The sequence below is a fragment of the Simplicispira suum genome, from assembly GCF_003008595.1.
GTDB classification, from domain to species: domain Bacteria; phylum Pseudomonadota; class Gammaproteobacteria; order Burkholderiales; family Burkholderiaceae_C; genus Simplicispira; species Simplicispira suum.
The window spans coordinates 2,823,099-2,842,322 of the sequence record NZ_CP027669.1 but is presented as its reverse complement, the minus strand read 5'-3'; the positions used below and the strand labels follow the sequence as shown (position 1 = coordinate 2,842,322).

Here is a 19,224-nt window from a genome sequence, read left to right as displayed (position 1 = left end):
GCGGCCAAGCAACAGCATAGCGTGCGTGGGGCAGCAAGGTCTGCGAGAGGGGCGCTCGAAAGGACAGCGACAGCCCTGCGCAAGGCAGCGGCGCGATAATTCCATGTTTCGCGACCCTCCCACAGCATTCCCCGCCATGACCACCCTCATTCGCCAAGAAGACCTGATTGAATCCGTCGCTGCTGCGTTGCAGTACATCAGCTACTACCACCCGGCCGACTACATCGCCCATCTGGCGCGTGCGTACGAACGCGAACAAAGCCCGGCCGCCAAGGACGCGATGGCACAGATCTTGACCAACAGCAAGATGAGCGCCACCGGCCACCGGCCGATTTGCCAGGATACCGGGATCGTCAATGTCTTCCTCAAGGTGGGCATGGATGTGCGCTGGGAAGGCTTTACCGGCAGCCTGGATGACGCCATCAACGAAGGCGTGCGCCGTGGCTACAACCATCCAGGCAACACCTTGCGCGCCAGCGTGGTCGCCGACCCGCTGTTTGCCCGCAAGAACACCAAGGACAACACGCCGGCTGTGATCTTTACCGAGATTGTTCCGGGCAAGAAGCTCGACATCACGCTCGCGGCCAAGGGCGGCGGGTCGGAGAACAAAAGCAAGATGATCATGCTCAATCCCAGCGATAGCGTGGTCGACTGGGTGCTCAAAACGGTGCCCACGATGGGCGCTGGCTGGTGCCCGCCCGGCATGCTGGGCATCGGCATTGGCGGCACGGCAGAAAAGGCCGTACTGATGGCCAAGGAAAGCCTGATGGACGACCTGGACATGTACGAGCTGCAAGCCAAATCTGCGCGCGGCGAAGCGCTGACGCAGACCGAAGAGCTGCGCCTGGAGCTGTTCACCAAGGTCAACGCCCTGGGCATTGGCGCCCAGGGCCTGGGGGGTCTCACCACCGTGCTCGACGTGAAAATCAAGATGTACCCCACGCACGCCGCCAGCAAGCCAGTGGCCATGATCCCCAACTGCGCCGCCACGCGCCATGCGCATTTCGTCATGGACGGCTCGGGCCCGGTCTACCTCGACCCGCCCTCGCTCGACCTCTGGCCCAAGGTGGAGTGGTTGCCCGACACGCAAAAGAGCCGGCGCGTTGACCTCAATACGCTGACTCCTGCCGACGTGGCCAGTTGGAAGCCTGGCGAAACCTTGCTGCTGAACGGCAAGATGCTGACAGGGCGCGACGCCGCGCACAAACGCATCCAGGACATGCTGGCCAAGGGCGAGAAGCTGCCGGTGGACTTCACCAACCGCGTCATCTACTACGTGGGTCCGGTGGACCCGGTGCGGGACGAAGTCGTCGGACCTGCCGGCCCCACCACCGCTACGCGCATGGACAAGTTCACCGACATGATGCTGTCGCAAACCGGCCTGATCGCCATGATCGGCAAGTCCGAGCGCGGCCCGGAGGCTATCGAAGCCATCAAAAACCACAAGTCGGCCTACCTGATGGCTGTCGGCGGCGCGGCTTACCTGGTCTCCAAGGCCATCAAGCATGCCAAGGTGGTGGGCTTTGAAGACCTGGGCATGGAAGCCATTTACGAATTCGACGTGGTCGACATGCCCGTGACCGTGGCCGTCGACTCTGGCGGTACCAGCGTCCACATGACCGGCCCGGTCGAATGGCAAAAGCGCATTGCGGCGGGAAACTTCATCGAACTGGCCAGCGCCTGAGGCCCGCTTGAACGGGGCAGATGCGGCGGCTGAGCGGGTGCGCAATGCACCCATCGGCGTCTTCGACAGCGGCATTGGCGGCCTGAGCGTGCTGCAGGCGCTTCGCGCCGAGTTGCCCGCCGAGCGCTTCGTCTATCTGGCCGACACCGGCCACGCGCCCTACGGCGAGCGCGGCGATGCGTTCGTGGCGCGGCGCACGCATACGCTGGCGCGCTACCTCGTGCAACAGCACGGCGCCAAGGCCTTGGTGGTGGCCTGCAACACGGCCACGGCTGCGGCCATGGACAGTTTGCGCCAGCGCTACCCGCTGTTGCCTCTGGTGGGGGTGGAGCCCGCTCTCAAACCCGCCGCCAGCGCCACGCAGTCGGGGCGTATCGCCGTCATGGCCACGCGCGGAACCGTCTCCAGCGCGCGGTTTGGGCGCCTGATTGCTGCCTTGCCGCCGCAAGTGCGTTGCCGAATACAGGCCTGCGACGGCCTGGCCAGCGCCATCGAAGCCCAGGCGGCCTGCGCCCCACAAGACGCTGCCGCCGACGCGGCAAAGACGCTGGAGCTGTGCCGCCGCTACGTGGACACCCTGGGCCCCTGGGGCAACAAGGCGGGCGAGACCGATACGCTGGTTCTGGGCTGCACCCACTACGTGTTTGCGCAGGACGCGCTGCAGCAACTGCTGGGGCCGAAGGTACAGATTCTGAGCACCGGCGAGCCGGTGGCCCGCCAGACGCGCCGCCTGCTCGCCAATGCAGGCCGCCTGCAATCGCTGCCCCCCTCACCCAGCACACAGACGTTTGCCTTCTGACCACCGGCTCGGCAGCCCCGCTCGACATGGCAGCGCAGCGCTGGCTGGGCCTCAGGGTTCGTGCACGCACGCTGGCTGCGCACGGCAAAAAATTTGGTCAAACAAGCTTCTAGCGCTTACGTATCAAGCTTTAGCAGCTATCTTTTCAGGAGTATCCTGTATCCACAGGCGCTTGCCGCTGTGCTCGCAGTACACCAGATAAGTGCGCAGATCGAACTCCAACTGGTGGTAGCGCGGCTCCATGTGCTCGCACAGCTGATAGAACGCCTTGTCGTGGTTCGATTCGCGCAGGTGCGCCAGCTCGTGCACCACGATCATGTGCAAAAAGTCTTCCGGAACTTGCCGAAACAACGATGCAATGCGGATTTCGCGCCGGGTGCTTAGCCGGTTGCCCTGGACGCGGGCGGTGCTCACATGCAGACCGAGCGCATGGCGAAGTACATGCAGCTTGTTGTCGAATAGCACCTTGTGCAGTGGCGGCGTGCTGCGCAGATGGCGCGCCTTGAGATCCGCCACATAGTCGAACAAGGCTTTGTCGCTGCGTACCCGGTGCACCTGCGGGTATTTGCGCAGCAGCACACCGGCCAGCGCCTCGCCTTCGCCGGCCAGCAATTCCCCAACCTGGTCTTGCAACGAGGCCGGATAGGCGCCCAGCAAGCGGGAAAGCAGCGGGAGCTTGGCGTTGGTCAACTCAGTGCAGGTGGCGCGGGCGGCGACCGCCCCCACCACCGTGGCTGCCGCCGGCGCCGCCCGAACCTCCGGGACCGCGTGGAGGCCGGCCGATTTCCAGCGAGTTGACCAGCGCATCAAAGCGCTGGGTGAAAAGCTTGTCAATCTCGGCCACCACGCCGCCCAATTCGGCGCCATCGAAATGGCGCTCCATCATGTTGACGACATCCTGTACCAGCAGATCGCGCTGAACCTGCATGATGGCGGCCGGCGTGGGCCCGACGAAAACGATGGTGAAATCGTCGCGCGAGTCACCCTCTTCCTCTTCGTCGTCTTCGTCGAATTCGACGTCGTAGAACGTGACCTCGATGGCCGCGCCTTGATCGGCCAGATCATTGAGGTTCATGCACATCTCATCGAGCGACTGGCGGAAATCGTCGTCGCCACGCACCGTCCAGCACATTTGCAGCAGATGGCGCTTGGCATCGAACTCAATGCCCGGCTCTTCTTCGTACGCGCTGGCTGCGCCATCGGCCAGGGAGCGCGCGCCAGAATACTTCCAGAGCGGCTTGAGCGCTTCCTGCAACTGCTCATAAGCGACTTCAGGTCGCAGCGGCACATCGCCGTGCAGATGGATTTCGAAGGGAGCGTTGAAATTTGACATGATAAATTCTTGGTGGTGCCCCGAGCCGGGGTCGAACCGGCACGCCCTCTTTCGAGAAGCGGCGGATTTTAAGTCCGCAGTGTCTACCAATTTCACCATCGGGGCACTCGAAAAGCCGGGCCGACCTGCAGCGTAACCTCGCACAAGCTGCTGTGCAACGCACGCGCGGCACAGAAGCAATCATTGTGCGGCGACCAACGAAAAAGGGAAGCCGAAGCTTCCCTTTTTGAACTGGAGCGGGAAAAGAGTCTCGAACTCTCGACCTCAACCTTGGCAAGGTTGCGCTCTACCAACTGAGCTATTCCCGCATTGGTTTGGCAATTCGCTGCTTAACATCAGCAAAGCAGCGCATCGACAAGCCTTAAATTCTACCTCAACTTTTCGCCGCTCTCCACAAACAGTGAAGGCAGCGCGCAGAAAATCTGGAGGCGCGGCGCGGAGTCGAACCGCGCTAACCGGATTTGCAATCCGGGGCATAACCGCTTTGCTACCGCGCCCAAAGCCCTGCTTCGTAAAAAAGGGAAGCCTGCGCTTCCCTTTTCTCAAAAATCTGGAGCGGGAAAAGAGTCTCGAACTCTCGACCTCAACCTTGGCAAGGTTGCGCTCTACCAACTGAGCTATTCCCGCGATGTCTGCAGCCTGCTATTCTAGAACAAATGTGCTGGCAGGCTGAAATTGTAGCGCAAATTTTTGGGCCATTTGCGGTGCAAATCAGTGCTTTACAGCTTCCACGCCGCTCTTCTGGGCCGCTTTTTCGGCGGCAGCAACTGCTGCAGCCGCAACCTCTTCGTCGGTCAGGGCAACGGGCTTGTGCTCCAGGGCCAGTTCAAGCACCTTGTCGATCCAGCGCACTGGCACGATCTCCAGGCCGGTCTTGACGTTGTCGGGGATCTCCTGCAGGTCCTTCATGTTCTCCTGCGGAATCAACACCGTCTTGATACCGCCGCGCAAAGCCGCCAGCAGCTTTTCCTTGAGCCCGCCGATGGCTGTGATCTCACCACGCAAGGTGATCTCACCGGTCATGGCCACATCGCCCCGCACCGGGATACCGGTCAGCGCAGACACCAGAGCCGTCGCCATTGCAGCGCCGGCACTGGGACCGTCCTTGGGCGTTGCACCGTCGGGCACGTGCACGTGCAGGTCACGCTTCTCAAAGGCTTCGTCCTTGATGCCCAGCGAACGCGCCCGGCTGCGCACCACGGTGCGCGCGGTTTCAACCGATTCCTTCATCACGTCGCCCAACGAGCCGGTGCGCGTGATGACCCCTTTGCCGGGCATGGTCACGGCTTCGATGGTCAGCAGATCGCCGCCCACTTCCGTCCAGGCCAACCCCACCACCTGGCCAACCTGGTTCTGGTCTTCGGCACGGCCGTAGGTGTACTTGCGCACCCCGAGGAAGTCGGGCAAGTTGTCAGCAGACACAACGACGCGCGGCTCGATGTTCTTGAGCAGCAGTCCCTTGACGACCTTGCGGCAAATCTTGGAGAGATCGCGCTCCAGCGAGCGCACACCCGCTTCGCGCGTGTAGTAACGCACCATGTCGCGCACCGCGCTCTCGGTGATTTCCAGTTCTTCATCCTTCACGCCGTTGTTTTGCATCTGCTTGGGCAACAGATATTTCATGGCGATGTTGACCTTCTCGTCTTCGGTATACCCCGAGAGTCGAATCACTTCCATTCGGTCAAGCAAGGCCGACGGAATGTTCATCGAGTTGGACGTGGCGACGAACATCACGTCGCTCAGATCGAAATCGACCTCGACGTAGTGATCGCCAAAGGTGTGGTTTTGCTCGGGGTCGAGCACCTCCAGCAGCGCGCTGGATGGGTCGCCCCGAAAGTCCGTGCCCAGCTTGTCGATTTCATCGAGCAGGAACAGCGGGTTGCGGGTGCCCACCTTGCCCAGGCTCTGCAGCACTTTGCCCGGCATGGCGCCAATGTAGGTGCGCCGATGGCCACGGATTTCGGCCTCATCGCGCATGCCACCCAAGGCCACGCGCACGTACTTGCGGCCTGTGGCCTTGGCAATCGACTGGCCCAGTGAAGTCTTGCCCACACCCGGTGGCCCTACCAGGCACAAGATGGGTGCTTTGACCTTGTCCACGCGCTGCTGCACTGCAAGGTATTCGAGAATGCGGTCCTTGACCTTGTCGAGCCCGTAGTGGTCTTCGTTGAGCACCTCTTCAGCGTTGCCCAGGTCGTGCTTAATCTTGGTCTTTTTGCTCCATGGGAGTGAAGCCAGCACGTCGATGTAATTGCGCACCACGGTCGCCTCGGCCGACATCGGCGACATAAGCTTGAGTTTTTTCAGTTCGCTCTCGGCCTTCTTGCGCGCTTCAGCGGGCATTTTGGCCAGCCTGATTTTCTTTTCGACTTCGTCGAGGTCTGCGCCTTCTTCGCCTTCACCCAGCTCTTTCTGGATCGCCTTGACCTGCTCGTTCAGATAGAAGTCGCGCTGGTTCTTTTCCATCTGGCGCTTGACGCGTCCACGGATCTTTTTGTCGACGTTGAGAATGTCGACTTCGCGGTCGAGCTGTTCGAACAGATTCTCCAGCCGGCCTTTGACCTCCGACAGATCGAGCACCGCCTGCTTGTTCTCAAGCTTGAGCGGGAGATGCGCAGCAATCGTGTCCGCCAGGCGGCCTGGATCATCAATGCTGGAGATGGACGTCAAAATCTCTGGCGGGATCTTCTTGTTGAGCTTGACGTACTGGTCGAACTGTTGCATCACCGCACGGCGCAGCGCTTCGATTTCGCTGGGCCGGGTTTTCGCATCGAGCACTTCCACCGGCACCACGGTGGCCGAAAAATGCGTTTCAAGATCCTCGATCTCACCCACCTTGGCGCGCTGCTGCCCCTCGACCAGCACCTTCACGGTGCCGTCAGGGAGTTTGAGCATTTGCAGGATGGTGGAGACGCAGCCGACGTCGAACATGTCGGTCACAGAGGGTTCGTCCTTGGCAGCGGCCTTTTGCGCCACCAGCATGATGCGGCGGTCGCTCTCCATGGCCAGCTCAAGCGCCTTGATGCTCTTGGCGCGCCCGACAAACAGCGGAATCACCATGTGGGGAAAGACGACCACGTCGCGCAGGGGCAGCAAAGGCAGCACAAGCGGCTCGGCGGGAAGGGGGGTATGTCCGGACATCAAAATCCTTGTGAAAGTCTTGCCAATATGGTCCGTGAACCCCAGTTTTCAAGCTGTCCCGCAGGACAGCAAGGGGTCACGCCTTTTTGGCGGTTTCCCGGTAAACCAGCAGTGGCGGCTTGTTTTCCTCGACGGTTGATTCATCCACCACAACTTTTTCCACGTTGCTGCTGTTGGGCAGATCGAACATGGTGCCGATCAAGGTCTGCTCCAGGATCGAGCGCAGGCCACGCGCACCCGTTTTGCGGGCCAACGCTTTGCGGGCGATGGCTTTGAGCGCCGCGGGGCGAATTTCCAGCTCGGCGCCTTCCATGGCGAGCAGCTTGCTGTACTGCTTGACCAGCGCGTTCTTGGGCTCGGTAAGAATTTGCACCAGCGCGTCTTCGTGCAGTTCGGCCAAAGCCGTCACCACCGGCATGCGTCCCACCAGCTCGGGAATCAAACCGAACTTGATCAGGTCTTCCGGCTCGATGTCCTGGAACACTTCCGACAGTGCGCGCTGCTTCTTGCTTTTCACCGCAGCGCCAAAACCGATACCCGAAGCCTCGGTTCGGTTCTCAATGACTTTTTCCAGACCGGCAAAGGCGCCGCCGCAAATGAACAGGATGTTGGTCGTGTCGATCTGCAAAAAATCCTGGTTGGGGTGCTTGCGCCCGCCTTGCGGCGGCACGCTGGCCATGGTGCCTTCGATGAGCTTGAGCAAAGCCTGCTGCACGCCTTCGCCCGAAACGTCGCGCGTGATGCTGGGGTTGTCCGACTTGCGCGAGATTTTGTCGATTTCGTCGATGTAGACGATGCCGCGCTGGGCGCGTTCGACCTCGTAATTGCAGCTTTGCAGCAGCTTTTGCACGATGTTCTCAACGTCTTCGCCAACGTAACCCGCTTCGGTCAGCGTGGTGGCATCCGCCATCACGAAGGGAACGTCAAGCATGCGGGCCAGCGTCTGGGCCAGCAGCGTCTTGCCCGAGCCTGTCGGACCAATGAGCAGGATATTGCTCTTGGAGAGTTCTACGTCGTCCTTGCCCGCCTTCTCTTTGTAGCGCAGGCGTTTGTAATGGTTGTAGACCGCCACCGCCAGCGTGCGCTTGGCGACTTCCTGCCCGATGACGTAATTGTCCAGGTTGGCCTTGATATCTGCGGGCGTGGGCAGCTCGCTGCGTGCCAGCCTCTCGGCGTCTGCTGAGGGCAGTTCGTCACGGATGATCTCGTTGCACAGGTCGATGCACTCTTCGCAGATAAAGACCGATGGTCCGGCGATCAACTTCTTCACCTCGTGCTGGCTCTTGCCGCAGAACGAGCAGTAAAGCGTTTTTTCGCTGGAGGAGCCTTTTTTCTCGGCCATGGGAACGTTGCCTTGTATTTTTGTGAAAAGTGAAAGGAATGATAACGAAATGCAAACGGCGCTTCCCCAGGCGGGAAACGCCGTTCTGAGGGAAAGGGCAAGGCTCAGGGGCGCTTGGAGATCACCTGATCAATCAGGCCGTAGTCCTTGGCTTCGTCGGCGGTCAGGAAGTAGTCGCGCTCCGTATCCTGTTTGATCTTTTCCAGCGTCTGGCCAGTACGCTCGGCCAGGATGCGATTCATTTGGTCCTTGGTACGCAGGATGTCGCGGGCGTGAATCTCGATGTCTGTGGCTTGGCCGCGTGCGCCGCCCAGCACCTGGTGGATCATGACCTTGGAGTTGGGCAGTGAAAAGCGCTTGCCCTTGGCACCAGCTGCAAGCAGGAACGCGCCCATGCTGGCCGCAAAGCCGCAGCACAGCGTCGAGACATCGGGCTTGATGAAATTCATGGTATCAAAGATGGCCATGCCAGCCGTCACGCTGCCACCGGGGGAGTTGATGTAGAACGAAATGTCCTTTTCGGGATTCTCGCTCTCCAGGAACAGCAGCTGGGCCACCACCAGGTTGGCCGTCTGGTCGTTGACCTCGCCCACCAGAAAGATAACGCGCTCTTTCAACAGGCGGGAATAAATGTCGTAAGACCGCTCGCCGCGGCCCGACTGCTCGATCACCATGGGGACCATGCCCAGGGCTTGTGTTTCCAGTGCGCTCATTTTTTCTCCAGATCAGGCGGGTACTGTACCCAGAAACGAGTTGGGGCTCATGCCCGAAAGCACAAGCCCCTTGTTTGTCTTGGCGCTCAGCTTCAGGCGCCCAAAACCGGTGGAACTTAGCCCTGCTGGCCCATGAGTTCCTCAAAACTCACGGTTTTTTCGCTGACTTTGGCCTTGCCCAGTATGTAGTCCGCCACGTTGGTCTCAATAACCACGGCTTCCACTTCGGCCAGACGCTGGCGGTCACCAAAATACCAACGGACGACATCTTCCGGCTTCTCGTAGCTGGCGGCCAGTTCGTCGATGTGTGCTTTGAGCTGCTCAGGCTTGGCATGCAGGCTGTTGGCCTTGACCAGTTCGGCCACCACCAGGCCCAGGCGCACGCGGCGCTCGGCCTGCGGACGGAATACGTCGGCAGGGATTTCGGCCTTGTCGGCGTCCTTCATGCCGCGCTGCTTGAGGTCGGCACGCGCCGCTTCGCGCAGGCGGTCGATCTCGGCTTCGACGCTGGCGTTGGGCAGATCGAGTTCCGACTTGGACAGCAACGCGTCCATGGCGGCCTGCTTGTTGCGTGCCAGCAAGCGGAACTTGACTTCGCGCTCCAGGTTGGTCTTGATGTCGGCACGCAAACCGTCGACGGTACCGTCGGCAATGCCCAGCGACTTGGCCAGTGCGTCGTTCACTTCGGGCAGATGCGCGGCTTCAATCTTCTTGACAGTCACCAGGAAGTCTGCCGTCTTGCCCGCCACGTCCTTGCCGTGGTATTCCTCGGGAAAGGCCAGCGGGAAGGTCTTGCTCTCGCCCGGCTTCATGCCGCGCACGGCGTCCTCGAATTCCTTGAGCATCTGGCCTTCGCCGACCAGAAACTGGAAGTCTTCGGCCTTGCCACCCTCAAAGACTTCACCGTCAATCTTGCCTTCAAAGTCGACCGTCACGCGGTCGCCGTCCTGGGCGGCAGCGTCCATGGCGCGCTGGGCGAAGCTGCGGCGTTGCTTGCGCAGGATGTCCACGGTCTTGTCGATGGCGCTGTCGGTCACTTCGGCCGAGAGCTTTTCCACTTCAGCATCGGCCAGATCGCCAATTTTGACTTCCGGGTACACCTCGAAGATGGCGTCAAAGGATACTTCGCCTTCGGGGGCGTCCTGCTTCTCGGTGATGCGGGGTTGGCCGGCCACACGCAATTGCGCTTCGTTGGCCGCCTGAGAAAACGCCTCGCCCACCTTGTCGTTGAGCACTTCGTACTGCACCGAATAGCCATAACGCTGCGAAACCACGTTCATCGGCACCTTGCCGGGACGGAAGCCGTCCATCTTGACGGTGCGTGCCAGGCGCTTGAGGCGCGTCTCCACCTCGCCCTGAATGGCCGACAAGGGCAGGTTGAGGGTGATCTTGCGTTCGAGCTTGTCGAGGGTTTCAACGTTGACTGCCATGGCTGCTCCTGTAGGAATATCGTTCATGCGCCGGTGTCAGCCGGCGCGCACTGCGCTCGTGCGCAAACTTTTCAAAGATGGTGCGCGGAGCCGGACTCGAACCGGCACGCCCGTGAAGGCGTCAGGACCTAAACCTGGTGCGTCTACCAATTTCGCCACCCGCGCACTTCAAACAGACGAGGGCCGGAAAACGTTCCCGGCGCCCGCTTGAAACTGGTTAGCCCGCGATTTTAACCTGTGCGCGTCCGCCCTTTTCATGCAGGCACCTCCGGCTCCGGACGGCGCACCCGAAACCACGCTGCGTACATGGCAGGCAAGGCGAGCAGGGTGAGCACCGTAGCCACGATCAACCCGCCCATGATGGCCACCGCCATCGGCCCCCAGAACACGCTGCGGGACAGCGGGATCATGGCCAGCACGGCTGCGGCGGCCGTCAACACGATGGGTCGCAGGCGCCGCACGGCCGATTCGACGATGGCGTCCCACGCCGGCACACCGCGGGCGCGGTCTTGCTCGATCTGATCAATGAGGATCACCGAGTTGCGCTGAATCATGCCCATCAGCGCGATCACCCCCAACAGCGCAACAAAGCCGAACGGGCGGCCGAGCAGCAGCAGCGCTGCGGCCACGCCCGCTATCCCGAGTGGCCCCGTCAGAAACACCAGCATCGCGCGGCTAAAGCTGTGAAGCTGCAGCATGAGCAGGGTAAAGGTGATGAACAGCATCACCGGCAGACCGGCGGCAATCGAGTCCGACCCCTTGGCGCTCTCTTCGACGGCACCCGCCACCTCGATGCGGTAGGCGTTCTGGCCGGCAGCGTGCCAGCCGCTCTCGATCTTGCGCAGGCTCGGCAGCAGCGCGTTGGTCACGGTAGCGCCCTGCAAGCCTTCCATCACGTCGCCCTGCACGGTGATGGCGTACTCGCGATTCTCGCGCCACATCACGCCGGGCTCCCAGGTGAAGTGGGGCTTGGCGATCTGGGTCAGCGCAATCGACTGGCCAGATGCCGTCGGCAGGTAGGCGTTGGCGATGTCGGTGATGGCGCTGCGCTCGTCTGCGGGCTGGCGCAGCACGATGTCGATCAGTTTGTCGCCCTCGCGGTACTGGCCCACCGGCATGCCCGACTGCATGACGCGCGACGCCTGGGCGATGGACTGGCTGGTGACGCCCAGCGCCCGCGCCTTGGCCTGGTCCACGTCGAGGCGCATCACCTTGACCGACTCGTTCCAGTTGTCGTTCACGCCGCGCATCTGGGACGAGTCGCGCAGTGCGGCCTTGACCTCGTCGGCGCGCACGCGCAGCTGCGCCGGATCCGGGCCGATGACACGGAACTGCACCGGGTAGGGCACGGGCGGGCCGTTGGGCAGCAGCTTGACGCGGCCGCGCACTTCAGGGAATTCGGTAGCCAGCAGCGCTGGGAAAGCGACACGCAGCTTCTCGCGCACCTTCAGGTCGCTCGCGACCACAATGAATTGGGACACGTTGGTCTGCGGAAACACCTGGTCCAGCGGCAGATAGAAGCGCGGCACACCCGAACCCACCCAGGTGCTGACACTGGCCACGCCCGGCTCGGCGCGCAGGCGCGCTTCCACGCGTTGGGTCACGGCCTCGTTGCCGGCAAGCGAGGTGCCTTCGGGGAACCACACGTCGACCATGATTTCTGGCCGGCTCGAATCGGGGAAAAACTGCTGCTGCACCCGGCCCATGCCGACGATGCCCAGCGCAAAAATGGCCAGCGTCGCGCCAATGGTGATCCAGCGGTGCGCCACACACCAATGCACGGTGCGGCGAAAGGCGTTGTAGAACGTGCTGTCGAACACCTCGTGCGGATGGGGCGAGATTTCTCCGTCGGCGGGCCGGGGCTGCACATGCTCCGGCGTCTTGAGCAGCAAGGTGCCTAGATAGGGCACAAAGTACACGGACACCACCCAAGAGATCACCAGCGCAATGACGGTGACCGCAAAGATGGCAAACGTGTACTCGCCGGTCATCGACTTGGCCAGCCCAATGGGCAAAAACCCCGTGGCTGTGATCAAGGTGCCCGTCAGCATGGGTATGGCGGTGATCTCGTAGGCGAAAGTGGCCGAGCGCACCTTGTCGTAGCCCTCCTCCATCTTGCGCACCATCATTTCGACGGCAATGATGGCGTCGTCCACCAGCAGGCCCAGGGCGATGATGAGCGAGCCCAGCGAGATCTTGTGCAGGCCGATGTCCCAGTAGTGCATGGCGAGGAAGGTCACCGCCAGCACCAAGGGAATCGTGATCCCCACCACCAGCCCCGGCCGGGGGTCGACGTACCAGCGGCGCCACCAGCGCTGTTCTCCGCTGCGCTTGTGCAGGCCGAGGCTGATGAAGCTCACCGCCAAGACAATGACCACCGCCTCGATGAGCACCTTGACAAACTCATTGACCGAACTGGCCACGGACTTGGGCTGGTCCTGTACGTTGACCAGGCGCACGCCGGCCGGCAATTGCGTGTCGATGCGGTCCACCGCGCCATGCAGCGCCTTGCCCAGTGCAATGATGTCGCCCCCCTTGGCCATGGAAATGCCAATGGCAATCACCTGCTGCCCGTCGTGCCGCACCTTGACGGTGGGTGGGTCCACGTAACCGCGCCGCACCTCGGCAATGTCGGCCAGGCGCAGCTGCCGGCCCGATGCCGCGCGAATCGGCATGGCGCGCAGATCTTCAATGGCTTGAAACTGACCTTGCACGCGCACCTGCAATTGGTCCGTCGGCGTCTGCACCACGCCCGCGCTCTCCACCGCGTTTTGCTGGCCGAGTTGCGCCAGCACCTGGCTCATATCCAGGCCCAGCTGCGCCAGACGCTGCTGCGAGACTTCGATGTACAGCTTTTCGTCCTGCACGCCAAAGAGCTCCACCTTGGCCACGTCGGGCACGCGCAGCAGCTGCTGGCGCACGTCGTCGGCAAAGGCCTTGGATTCTGCCAGGCTGAAGCCTTCGGCTTCCAGCGCGTAAATCACGCCATAGACATCGCCGAAATCGTCGTTGAAGAACGGCCCTTGCACGCCCTGCGGCAAGGCGCCCCGCATGTCGCCGATCTTTTTGCGCACGGCGTACCAGACGCCCGCCACCTCGCTCGGTTTGGACGAATCCTTGATCTGGAAAATGATCTGCGACTCGCCCGGCTTCGAATAGCTGCGGATCTTGTCGGCGTACGGCACCTCCTGCAGCGTGCGTTCGATCTTGTCGGTCACCTGTTCTGCGACCTGTTGCGCCGTGGCGCCCGGCCAGTAGGTGCGCACCACCATGGCGCGAAAGGTAAACGGTGGGTCTTCGTCCTGCCCGAGTTGGAAGTAGGCAAACACGCCCATCAGCAGCAGCACCACCATCAGGTAGCGGGTCAGCGCAGGGTGGTCCAGCGCCCATTTCGAGAGGTTGAACCCGGCTGCGGGCTCGCCCGAGGGCAGACCGGCGCTCATGGTTTGGCAGCAGCCGAAGCTGCGGGCAAAGCTTGATTTGCTATCGATTCAGTAGCTGCTTGCGCTTGCTGCACCTGCGCTGGAGCGTATTTTTCTTGATAGATCGTCACCTTCTGGCCGGGCGAGAGCACATGCACCCCCGTAGCCACCACCTGCATGCCCGGCGCCAGGCCGCTGGCGATCACCGCCTGATTTCCATCGGCCGTGGCCACCTGCACCGGCTGCGCGCGCACCGTGCTGGTGGTGGCATCGAACACCCACACTGCCGTGCCGCCGCCGTCTTGCATGAGCGCGGTGGTGGGCAACAAGATGGCCGGCACCCCTTGGGCCGAAAGCGCGGGCGGAACCACATTGACGGTGGCGCCAAGCTGCGGCGCGGCATCGCCCGCAATGGCGGCCTTGACGGCAAAGGTGCGCGTGGCTGGGTCGGCACTGGCCGCCACTTCGCGCACCGTGGCCGACAGCGGCGCACCGCCCGACCAACTGTGTACGGAGAGCACCTGACCGACCGCCATATGCCCGACCTTGTCTTCGGGCACGGAAAACACCACGTCGCGGGCGCCGTCGCGCGCCACGCGCACCACGCTGGCGCCAGCGGCCACCACTTGCCCAGGCTCTGCGTCAATGCCGGTGACCACGCCATCGGCATCGGCCAGCAGCCGGGTGTACGCGGCCTGGTTGCCTTGCGATGCCGCCTGGGCCTGCGCCTGCTGGAGCGACGCCTGCGCAGCCTTGAGCGAGGCCTCGCGGCGCTCCAGCTCGGCGCCGCTGATGAAGTTCTGCACCTTGAGCGCCTCGTAGCGCCTGGCGTCGGCAGCGGCCAGATCGCGCTGCGTCTGCGCCGCGCTCACCTGCGCCCGCGCCGCCGTGGCGGCAAGCTCGAAATCGCGCGGGTCAAGCTGCGCCAGCAACTGCCCGGCGCGCACCCGTTGGCCCAGCTCGGCCTGGCGCTGCAGGATCTTGCCGGGCACGCGAAATCCCAGGCGCGACTCGGTGCGCGCCCGCACCTCGCCGGCATATTCCAGCTGCGCGGTGAGCGGGCTGACCCCCACGGTCAACAACTTGACGGCGCGAATCGGCTCGGGCGGCGGCTCGCTGCGCGAGCACGCACCCAGCGCCAGCACCGAGGAGAGGAGCAAAAGCGCCGAGAAGCGCCCACGGTGAGAGGCGTGCGGATGCGTCATGGATGGGAATGCGTGTTGTTTGAGCTGCGCATTATTACTGACTGACTGGTTAGTTATCAATACCTTTGCGCAAAAACGGCAGGCGACAATCGCCGGGTGCCTCTCGATCCCCACCCAAACCACGCCCCCGCTCCGCCCGAGCGCCCCCCAGCTGCGCCCCTGCCAGTGACGCACTACGAGAACTTCCCCGTCGCCTCCTGGCTGTGTCCGCCAGCGCTGCGCGCCCCGATTGCGGCGATCTACGCCTTTGCCCGCACCGCCGACGACATCGCCGACGAAGGCGACGCCCCGCCAAGCGGGCGCCTGGCGGATCTGAACGCTTTCGAAACCGAACTGCTGGCCGTCGCCGGTGGCGCCGCGCCCGGCACGCGCTGGCCCGAGGTGTTTGCGCCACTCGCTGCGATCCTCAAGCGCCACGCCCTGCCGCTGCCTTTGCTGACTGACCTGCTCAGCGCCTTCCGCCAGGACGTCGAGCGCACGCGTTCGGCCGAGCCATACGCCGACCGCGCAGCACTGCTCGACTACTGCCGCCGCTCGGCCAACCCGGTGGGGCGGCTGCTGCTGCATCTCTATGGCGTGGCCGACGCCCAGGCGCTGGCGCAGAGCGACGCCATCTGCACCGCGCTGCAACTGATCAATTTCTGGCAAGACCTCAGCGTGGACCTGCCCCGCCAGCGCTGGTACGTACCGCAAGCCGACGCCGCTGCGCTGGGCCTGCGGGCGGAGGACTTGCTGGCGCAACCGCGCACCCCCGCCAGCGACCGCCTGGTGGCCGAGCTGGCCGGCTGGGCGCGGCGCTGCATGGTCGAAGGCGCGCCGCTGGTGCACCGCCTGCCCGGCCGCGCGGGCTGGGAGCTTCGCCTTGTGGTGCAGGGCGGCCTGCGGGTGCTGGACAAAATCGACAAGCTGCAAGGCGCATGCCTCACCCAGCGCCCACGCATCCGCGCCTGGGATGCCCCCTTGCTGCTGGCACGCGCCGTGGCGATGTAAGCAAGTTTCATGGGCAACAAGAGGACGCTGTTCGTGGCCAAAATTTTGAATTAAATTAGCCTCTAGCGCTTATCCCATAGGGGTAAGCAGCTATTTTTTATATAGCACTCTCTTTATCTGCGTCGAAGTTTGGCACGCGGCCCGCGTCGCGCCTCAGGGTAAGCGCGCATACCCGGCGGCGGTGGCGTGCGTACCGTGCGCGCACTGCCACTTTTTCACAGGCCAGCGTTCTGGCCCGTTCACTTCATGACCCACGATTGCGCGCCTGCAGACAGCTTTGTCAGCGTTTTTGATTTGTTCAAGATCGGCATCGGGCCGTCCAGCTCCCACACCGTCGGCCCCATGATTGCCGCGCGGCAGTTTGTCTGCCAACTGCAATCGGCGCTCGGATTGGCGCCGGTGCACGGCGTGCGCGTCGAGCTGTTTGGTTCGCTCTCGGCCACCGGCATTGGCCACGGCACCGATCGCGCCGTGCTGCTCGGCCTGGCCGGCCATGAGCCCGACCGCATCGACCCCGAAGCCATCGCCCCGGCCATTGACGCCATTCGCGGCTCGCAAAGCCTTTCTCTGCTGGGCCAGCACCCGGTGCGCTTCGTCGAAAAAGAGCATTTGCTGATGCGCCGCAAAAGCCTGCCGCTGCACCCCAACGGCATGCGCTTTGCGGCTCTGGGCGCAGCGGATGAGGAGCTGCTAATCAGCGATTTCTATTCGATTGGCGGCGGCTTTGTCGTGGACGCTGCGGGCCAGCGCGTGGTCAATGCCAGCGCCGACGCCGCCGCGCCCAGCACCGCGCCCGCGCTCTACCCCTTTGGCAGCGGCGCCGAACTGCTGGCGCAGTGCGCGGCCAGCGGCCTGTCAGTCGCGCAGCTCATGGCCGCCAACGAGGCGCAGCGGCAAAGCCCGGAGGCGGTGCGCAGCCGATTGCTCGCCATCTGGGCCGTGATGCAGGGCTCGGTCACGCGCGGCTGCGCCGCCAGCGGTCAGCTGCCCGGGCGCATGCAACTGCGCCGCCGGGCGGCCGAGCTGCACAAAAGCCTGTGCAGCCACCCCGAGGCTGCGCTGCGCGACCCGCTCGCCATGCTCGACTGGGTCAACCTCTACGCCATGGCGGTGAACGAAGAAAACGCCGCCGGCGGCCGTGTCGTCACCGCGCCCACCAACGGGGCGGCCGGGGTGATTCCGGCGGTGCTGCACTACTACCGCAACTTTGTGCCCGGCGCGAACGAGCAAGGCGTGCTCGATTTCCTCCTCACCGCCGGCGCCATCGGCATCCTGTACAAGAAGAACGCCTCGCTCTCCGGCGCCGAGGTCGGCTGCCAGGGCGAGGTGGGCGTGGCCTGCAGCATGGCGGCGGGCGCGCTCGCTGCAGTGCTGGGCGGCAGCCCGGCGCAGGTGGAAAACGCTGCCGAAATCGGTATGGAACACAACCTGGGCATGACCTGCGACCCGGTGGGCGGGCTGGTGCAGATCCCGTGCATCGAGCGCAACGCCATGGGCGCCATCAAGGCCATCAACGCCGCGCGCCTGGCGCTGCGCGGCGACGGCCGGCACGAGGTGTCGCTCGACCAGGTGATCCGCACCATGGTGCAGACCGGCGCCGACATGAAGAGTCGCTACAAGGAAACCTCGCGCGGCGGGCTGGCGGTGAATGTCATTGAGTGTTGAATTCGGGACTCCCCCCTGCGCGGCTTCGCCGCTTCCCCCTCTCTCGCAGCGCTGCGCGCTGCGGGAGGGGGACACCACCAGCGCTGCGGGGCGGCCCTTGCGCGGTGGTTGCTGGTCTTTCGCAGCGCCATGGGTTGCGGGCGGTGCTCAACACCACGGCACGTTGGAAACAAACAGCGCCCGCGAGGGGCGCTGTAGCAGTTCGTCGTGCGCTATTACCAGCGGTCGGAGCGCATGCGCAGCTCCCAGTTGCCGCGACGCAGCTCGTACACGCCCACCGCAGCGTAGCGCTGCTCGCCTTTTTCGTCCCACTTCATGGTGCCGGTGACGGGGGCGTAGCCGTTGATCTTGTGCAGCGCTGCCGTAATGTCTTCGGGCTTGGCTGATTTAGCCATTTGCAGCGCTTGCGAGAGCACGTACATGCTGTCGTAGGTGTAGTGACCACCGTACGCAGGGGGTTTGCCGAAGGCGGCACCGTATTTCTCAAGAAACTGAGGGCCGGCAGTGAATTCCTTGGCCTCAAGAATGGGCGATGTGGCGTAGATGCCGTCAATGATGCCGGCGCCCTTTTGCAGATCGGTGGTCTTTGCCGTGTCGCTCCCCAGCAGGCGCACAGTGGTGTAGTTGATCTTCTTGAGTTCCTCGAGCAGCGCCAGCACCTGAAAATCATTGAGCGCCGAGATGATGACGTCGACGTTTTCCGCCTTCAGCTTGGCGGCAAGGTCCGTAAAAGCCACCGTCTTGTCGTCAAACGACTGGCGCAGCACGACGCTCTTTTTTGCGGCTTCCAGGCGCTTGTTGGTGCCTTCGGCCAAGTCTTTGCCATAGGGCGTTCCGTCGTCCAGCGTAGCGTAGCGTTTGCCGCCAAGCTGATCGGCAGAAAACGAAGCAATCGCCGCCGCCTGCAGATTGTCATTGGCCACCATGCGCAGCGTGGTCGGAAAACCCAGCTCGGTGTATTTGGGGTTGGTGGAAATGGCAATCTGCGCAATGCCGTGGGCTGCGTAGATTGGCGCTGCAGGAATACTGACGCCTGAGTTGAGGTGGCCGATCACAGCGCAGATGCCCCCGTCAACCAGTTGCTGGGCCACCTGTTTTCCGACTTCGGGGTCCGACCTGTCATCCACTGTCATCACCTCCAGCACGACCCGCTTGCCGTCCACACTGAAATTGGCCGCATTCAGCTCCTTGACCGCCAGCATCACGCCGTTGAGCAAGTCCTGGCCCAACGCTGCAATCGGACCACTGAGTGGCTGCGCCACGCCAATGCGCACCGTGTCCGGCATGCGGTTGCAACCCGCGAGCAGGCCCCCAGCGGCCAGGGGCGCCAAAGCCACCCCTGCGGTGAATTGGCGTCGGTTCAAAGATTGGGTCATGCGGGCAACTCCGTCAGGTAAGGGTAATGTTTGTGACCAGAGGTATATAAGACCTCCTCCCGAATCTCTAGCGGGAAAGCCCTGCCATTAGCAAGTTTCAAACACCAAAAGCCCGTGCAATGAC

General features: G+C 63.1%; 13 protein-coding genes and 5 tRNA genes. 4 read left to right on the top strand and 14 right to left on the bottom strand.

What is annotated here, in order from left to right; genetic code table 11:
• Nucleotides 1–136: 136 nt before the first annotated feature.
• Both C6571_RS13185 and murI read left to right on the top strand, forming a co-directional pair.
• Nucleotides 137–1,684, top strand: a complete 1,548-nt coding sequence (locus C6571_RS13185) for a fumarate hydratase (RefSeq protein ID WP_106447084.1) — start codon at nt 137–139, stop codon at nt 1,682–1,684.
• A 7-nt stretch (nt 1,685–1,691) separates the two neighbouring features.
• A complete protein-coding gene (gene murI, locus C6571_RS13180) occupies nt 1,692–2,483 on the top strand; it encodes a glutamate racemase (protein WP_338054044.1) in 792 nt (263 codons plus the stop codon).
• 123 nt (nt 2,484–2,606) lie between these two features.
• Here the strand turns inward: murI and C6571_RS13175 are convergent, their stop codons facing one another.
• The 13 genes from C6571_RS13175 to C6571_RS13115 form a co-directional block, all read right to left on the bottom strand.
• The gene (locus C6571_RS13175; RefSeq protein WP_245901281.1) at nt 2,607–3,173 is read right to left on the bottom strand and encodes a M48 metallopeptidase family protein; all 567 of its coding nucleotides are present in this window, start codon (nt 3,171–3,173) and stop codon (nt 2,607–2,609) included.
• Between the two features lies 1 nt (nt 3,174).
• Nucleotides 3,175–3,816 (bottom strand): DUF6806 family protein, encoded by a 642-nt coding sequence (locus tag C6571_RS13170; protein WP_106447082.1) that lies wholly within the window; start codon nt 3,814–3,816, stop codon nt 3,175–3,177.
• A 13-nt stretch (nt 3,817–3,829) separates the two neighbouring features.
• A tRNA-Leu gene (locus tag C6571_RS13165) sits at nt 3,830–3,921 on the bottom strand.
• 127 nt (nt 3,922–4,048) lie between these two features.
• A tRNA-Gly gene (locus C6571_RS13160) sits at nt 4,049–4,124 on the bottom strand.
• 115 nt (nt 4,125–4,239) lie between these two features.
• A tRNA-Cys gene (locus C6571_RS13155) sits at nt 4,240–4,313 on the bottom strand.
• A 54-nt stretch (nt 4,314–4,367) separates the two neighbouring features.
• Nucleotides 4,368–4,443 (bottom strand) — tRNA-Gly (locus C6571_RS13150).
• A gap of 84 nt (nt 4,444–4,527) precedes the next feature.
• Nucleotides 4,528–6,957 carry an endopeptidase La gene (gene lon, locus C6571_RS13145; protein WP_106447081.1) on the bottom strand — a complete coding sequence of 810 codons (2,430 nt, stop codon included), beginning with the start codon at nt 6,955–6,957 and terminating at the stop codon, nt 4,528–4,530.
• 76 nt (nt 6,958–7,033) lie between these two features.
• Nucleotides 7,034–8,299, bottom strand: coding sequence for an ATP-dependent Clp protease ATP-binding subunit ClpX (gene clpX / locus C6571_RS13140; RefSeq protein WP_106447080.1), 1,266 nt, complete (start codon nt 8,297–8,299; stop codon nt 7,034–7,036).
• A gap of 104 nt (nt 8,300–8,403) precedes the next feature.
• The gene (gene clpP, locus C6571_RS13135) at nt 8,404–9,012 is read right to left on the bottom strand and encodes an ATP-dependent Clp endopeptidase proteolytic subunit ClpP (protein WP_106447079.1); all 609 of its coding nucleotides are present in this window, start codon (nt 9,010–9,012) and stop codon (nt 8,404–8,406) included.
• A 116-nt stretch (nt 9,013–9,128) separates the two neighbouring features.
• A complete protein-coding gene (gene tig / locus C6571_RS13130; protein ID WP_106447078.1) occupies nt 9,129–10,442 on the bottom strand; it encodes a trigger factor in 1,314 nt (437 codons plus the stop codon).
• Nucleotides 10,443–10,520: 78 nt separating this feature from the next.
• Nucleotides 10,521–10,607: transfer RNA gene (locus C6571_RS13125), tRNA-Leu, on the bottom strand.
• A gap of 89 nt (nt 10,608–10,696) precedes the next feature.
• A complete protein-coding gene (locus tag C6571_RS13120; RefSeq protein ID WP_106447077.1) occupies nt 10,697–13,885 on the bottom strand; it encodes an efflux RND transporter permease subunit in 3,189 nt (1,062 codons plus the stop codon).
• On the bottom strand, nt 13,882–15,069 hold the full coding sequence (locus tag C6571_RS13115) for an efflux RND transporter periplasmic adaptor subunit (RefSeq protein WP_106447076.1): 1,188 nt from the start codon (nt 15,067–15,069) through the stop codon (nt 13,882–13,884). The genes C6571_RS13120 and C6571_RS13115 overlap by 4 nt, the downstream gene beginning before the upstream one ends.
• A gap of 96 nt (nt 15,070–15,165) precedes the next feature.
• Between C6571_RS13115 and hpnC the strand changes: the two genes are divergently transcribed.
• Together hpnC and C6571_RS13105 are read left to right on the top strand one after the other, a co-directional pair.
• Nucleotides 15,166–16,059 (top strand): squalene synthase HpnC, encoded by an 894-nt coding sequence (gene hpnC / locus C6571_RS13110; RefSeq protein WP_420852893.1) that lies wholly within the window; start codon nt 15,166–15,168, stop codon nt 16,057–16,059.
• Nucleotides 16,060–16,305: 246 nt separating this feature from the next.
• Nucleotides 16,306–17,724, top strand: coding sequence for an L-serine ammonia-lyase (locus C6571_RS13105; RefSeq protein WP_106447074.1), 1,419 nt, complete (start codon nt 16,306–16,308; stop codon nt 17,722–17,724).
• Between the two features lie 215 nt (nt 17,725–17,939).
• Here the strand turns inward: C6571_RS13105 and C6571_RS13100 are convergent, their stop codons facing one another.
• On the bottom strand, nt 17,940–19,100 hold the full coding sequence (locus C6571_RS13100) for a branched-chain amino acid ABC transporter substrate-binding protein (RefSeq protein WP_106447073.1): 1,161 nt from the start codon (nt 19,098–19,100) through the stop codon (nt 17,940–17,942).
• Nucleotides 19,101–19,224 lie beyond the last annotated feature (124 nt).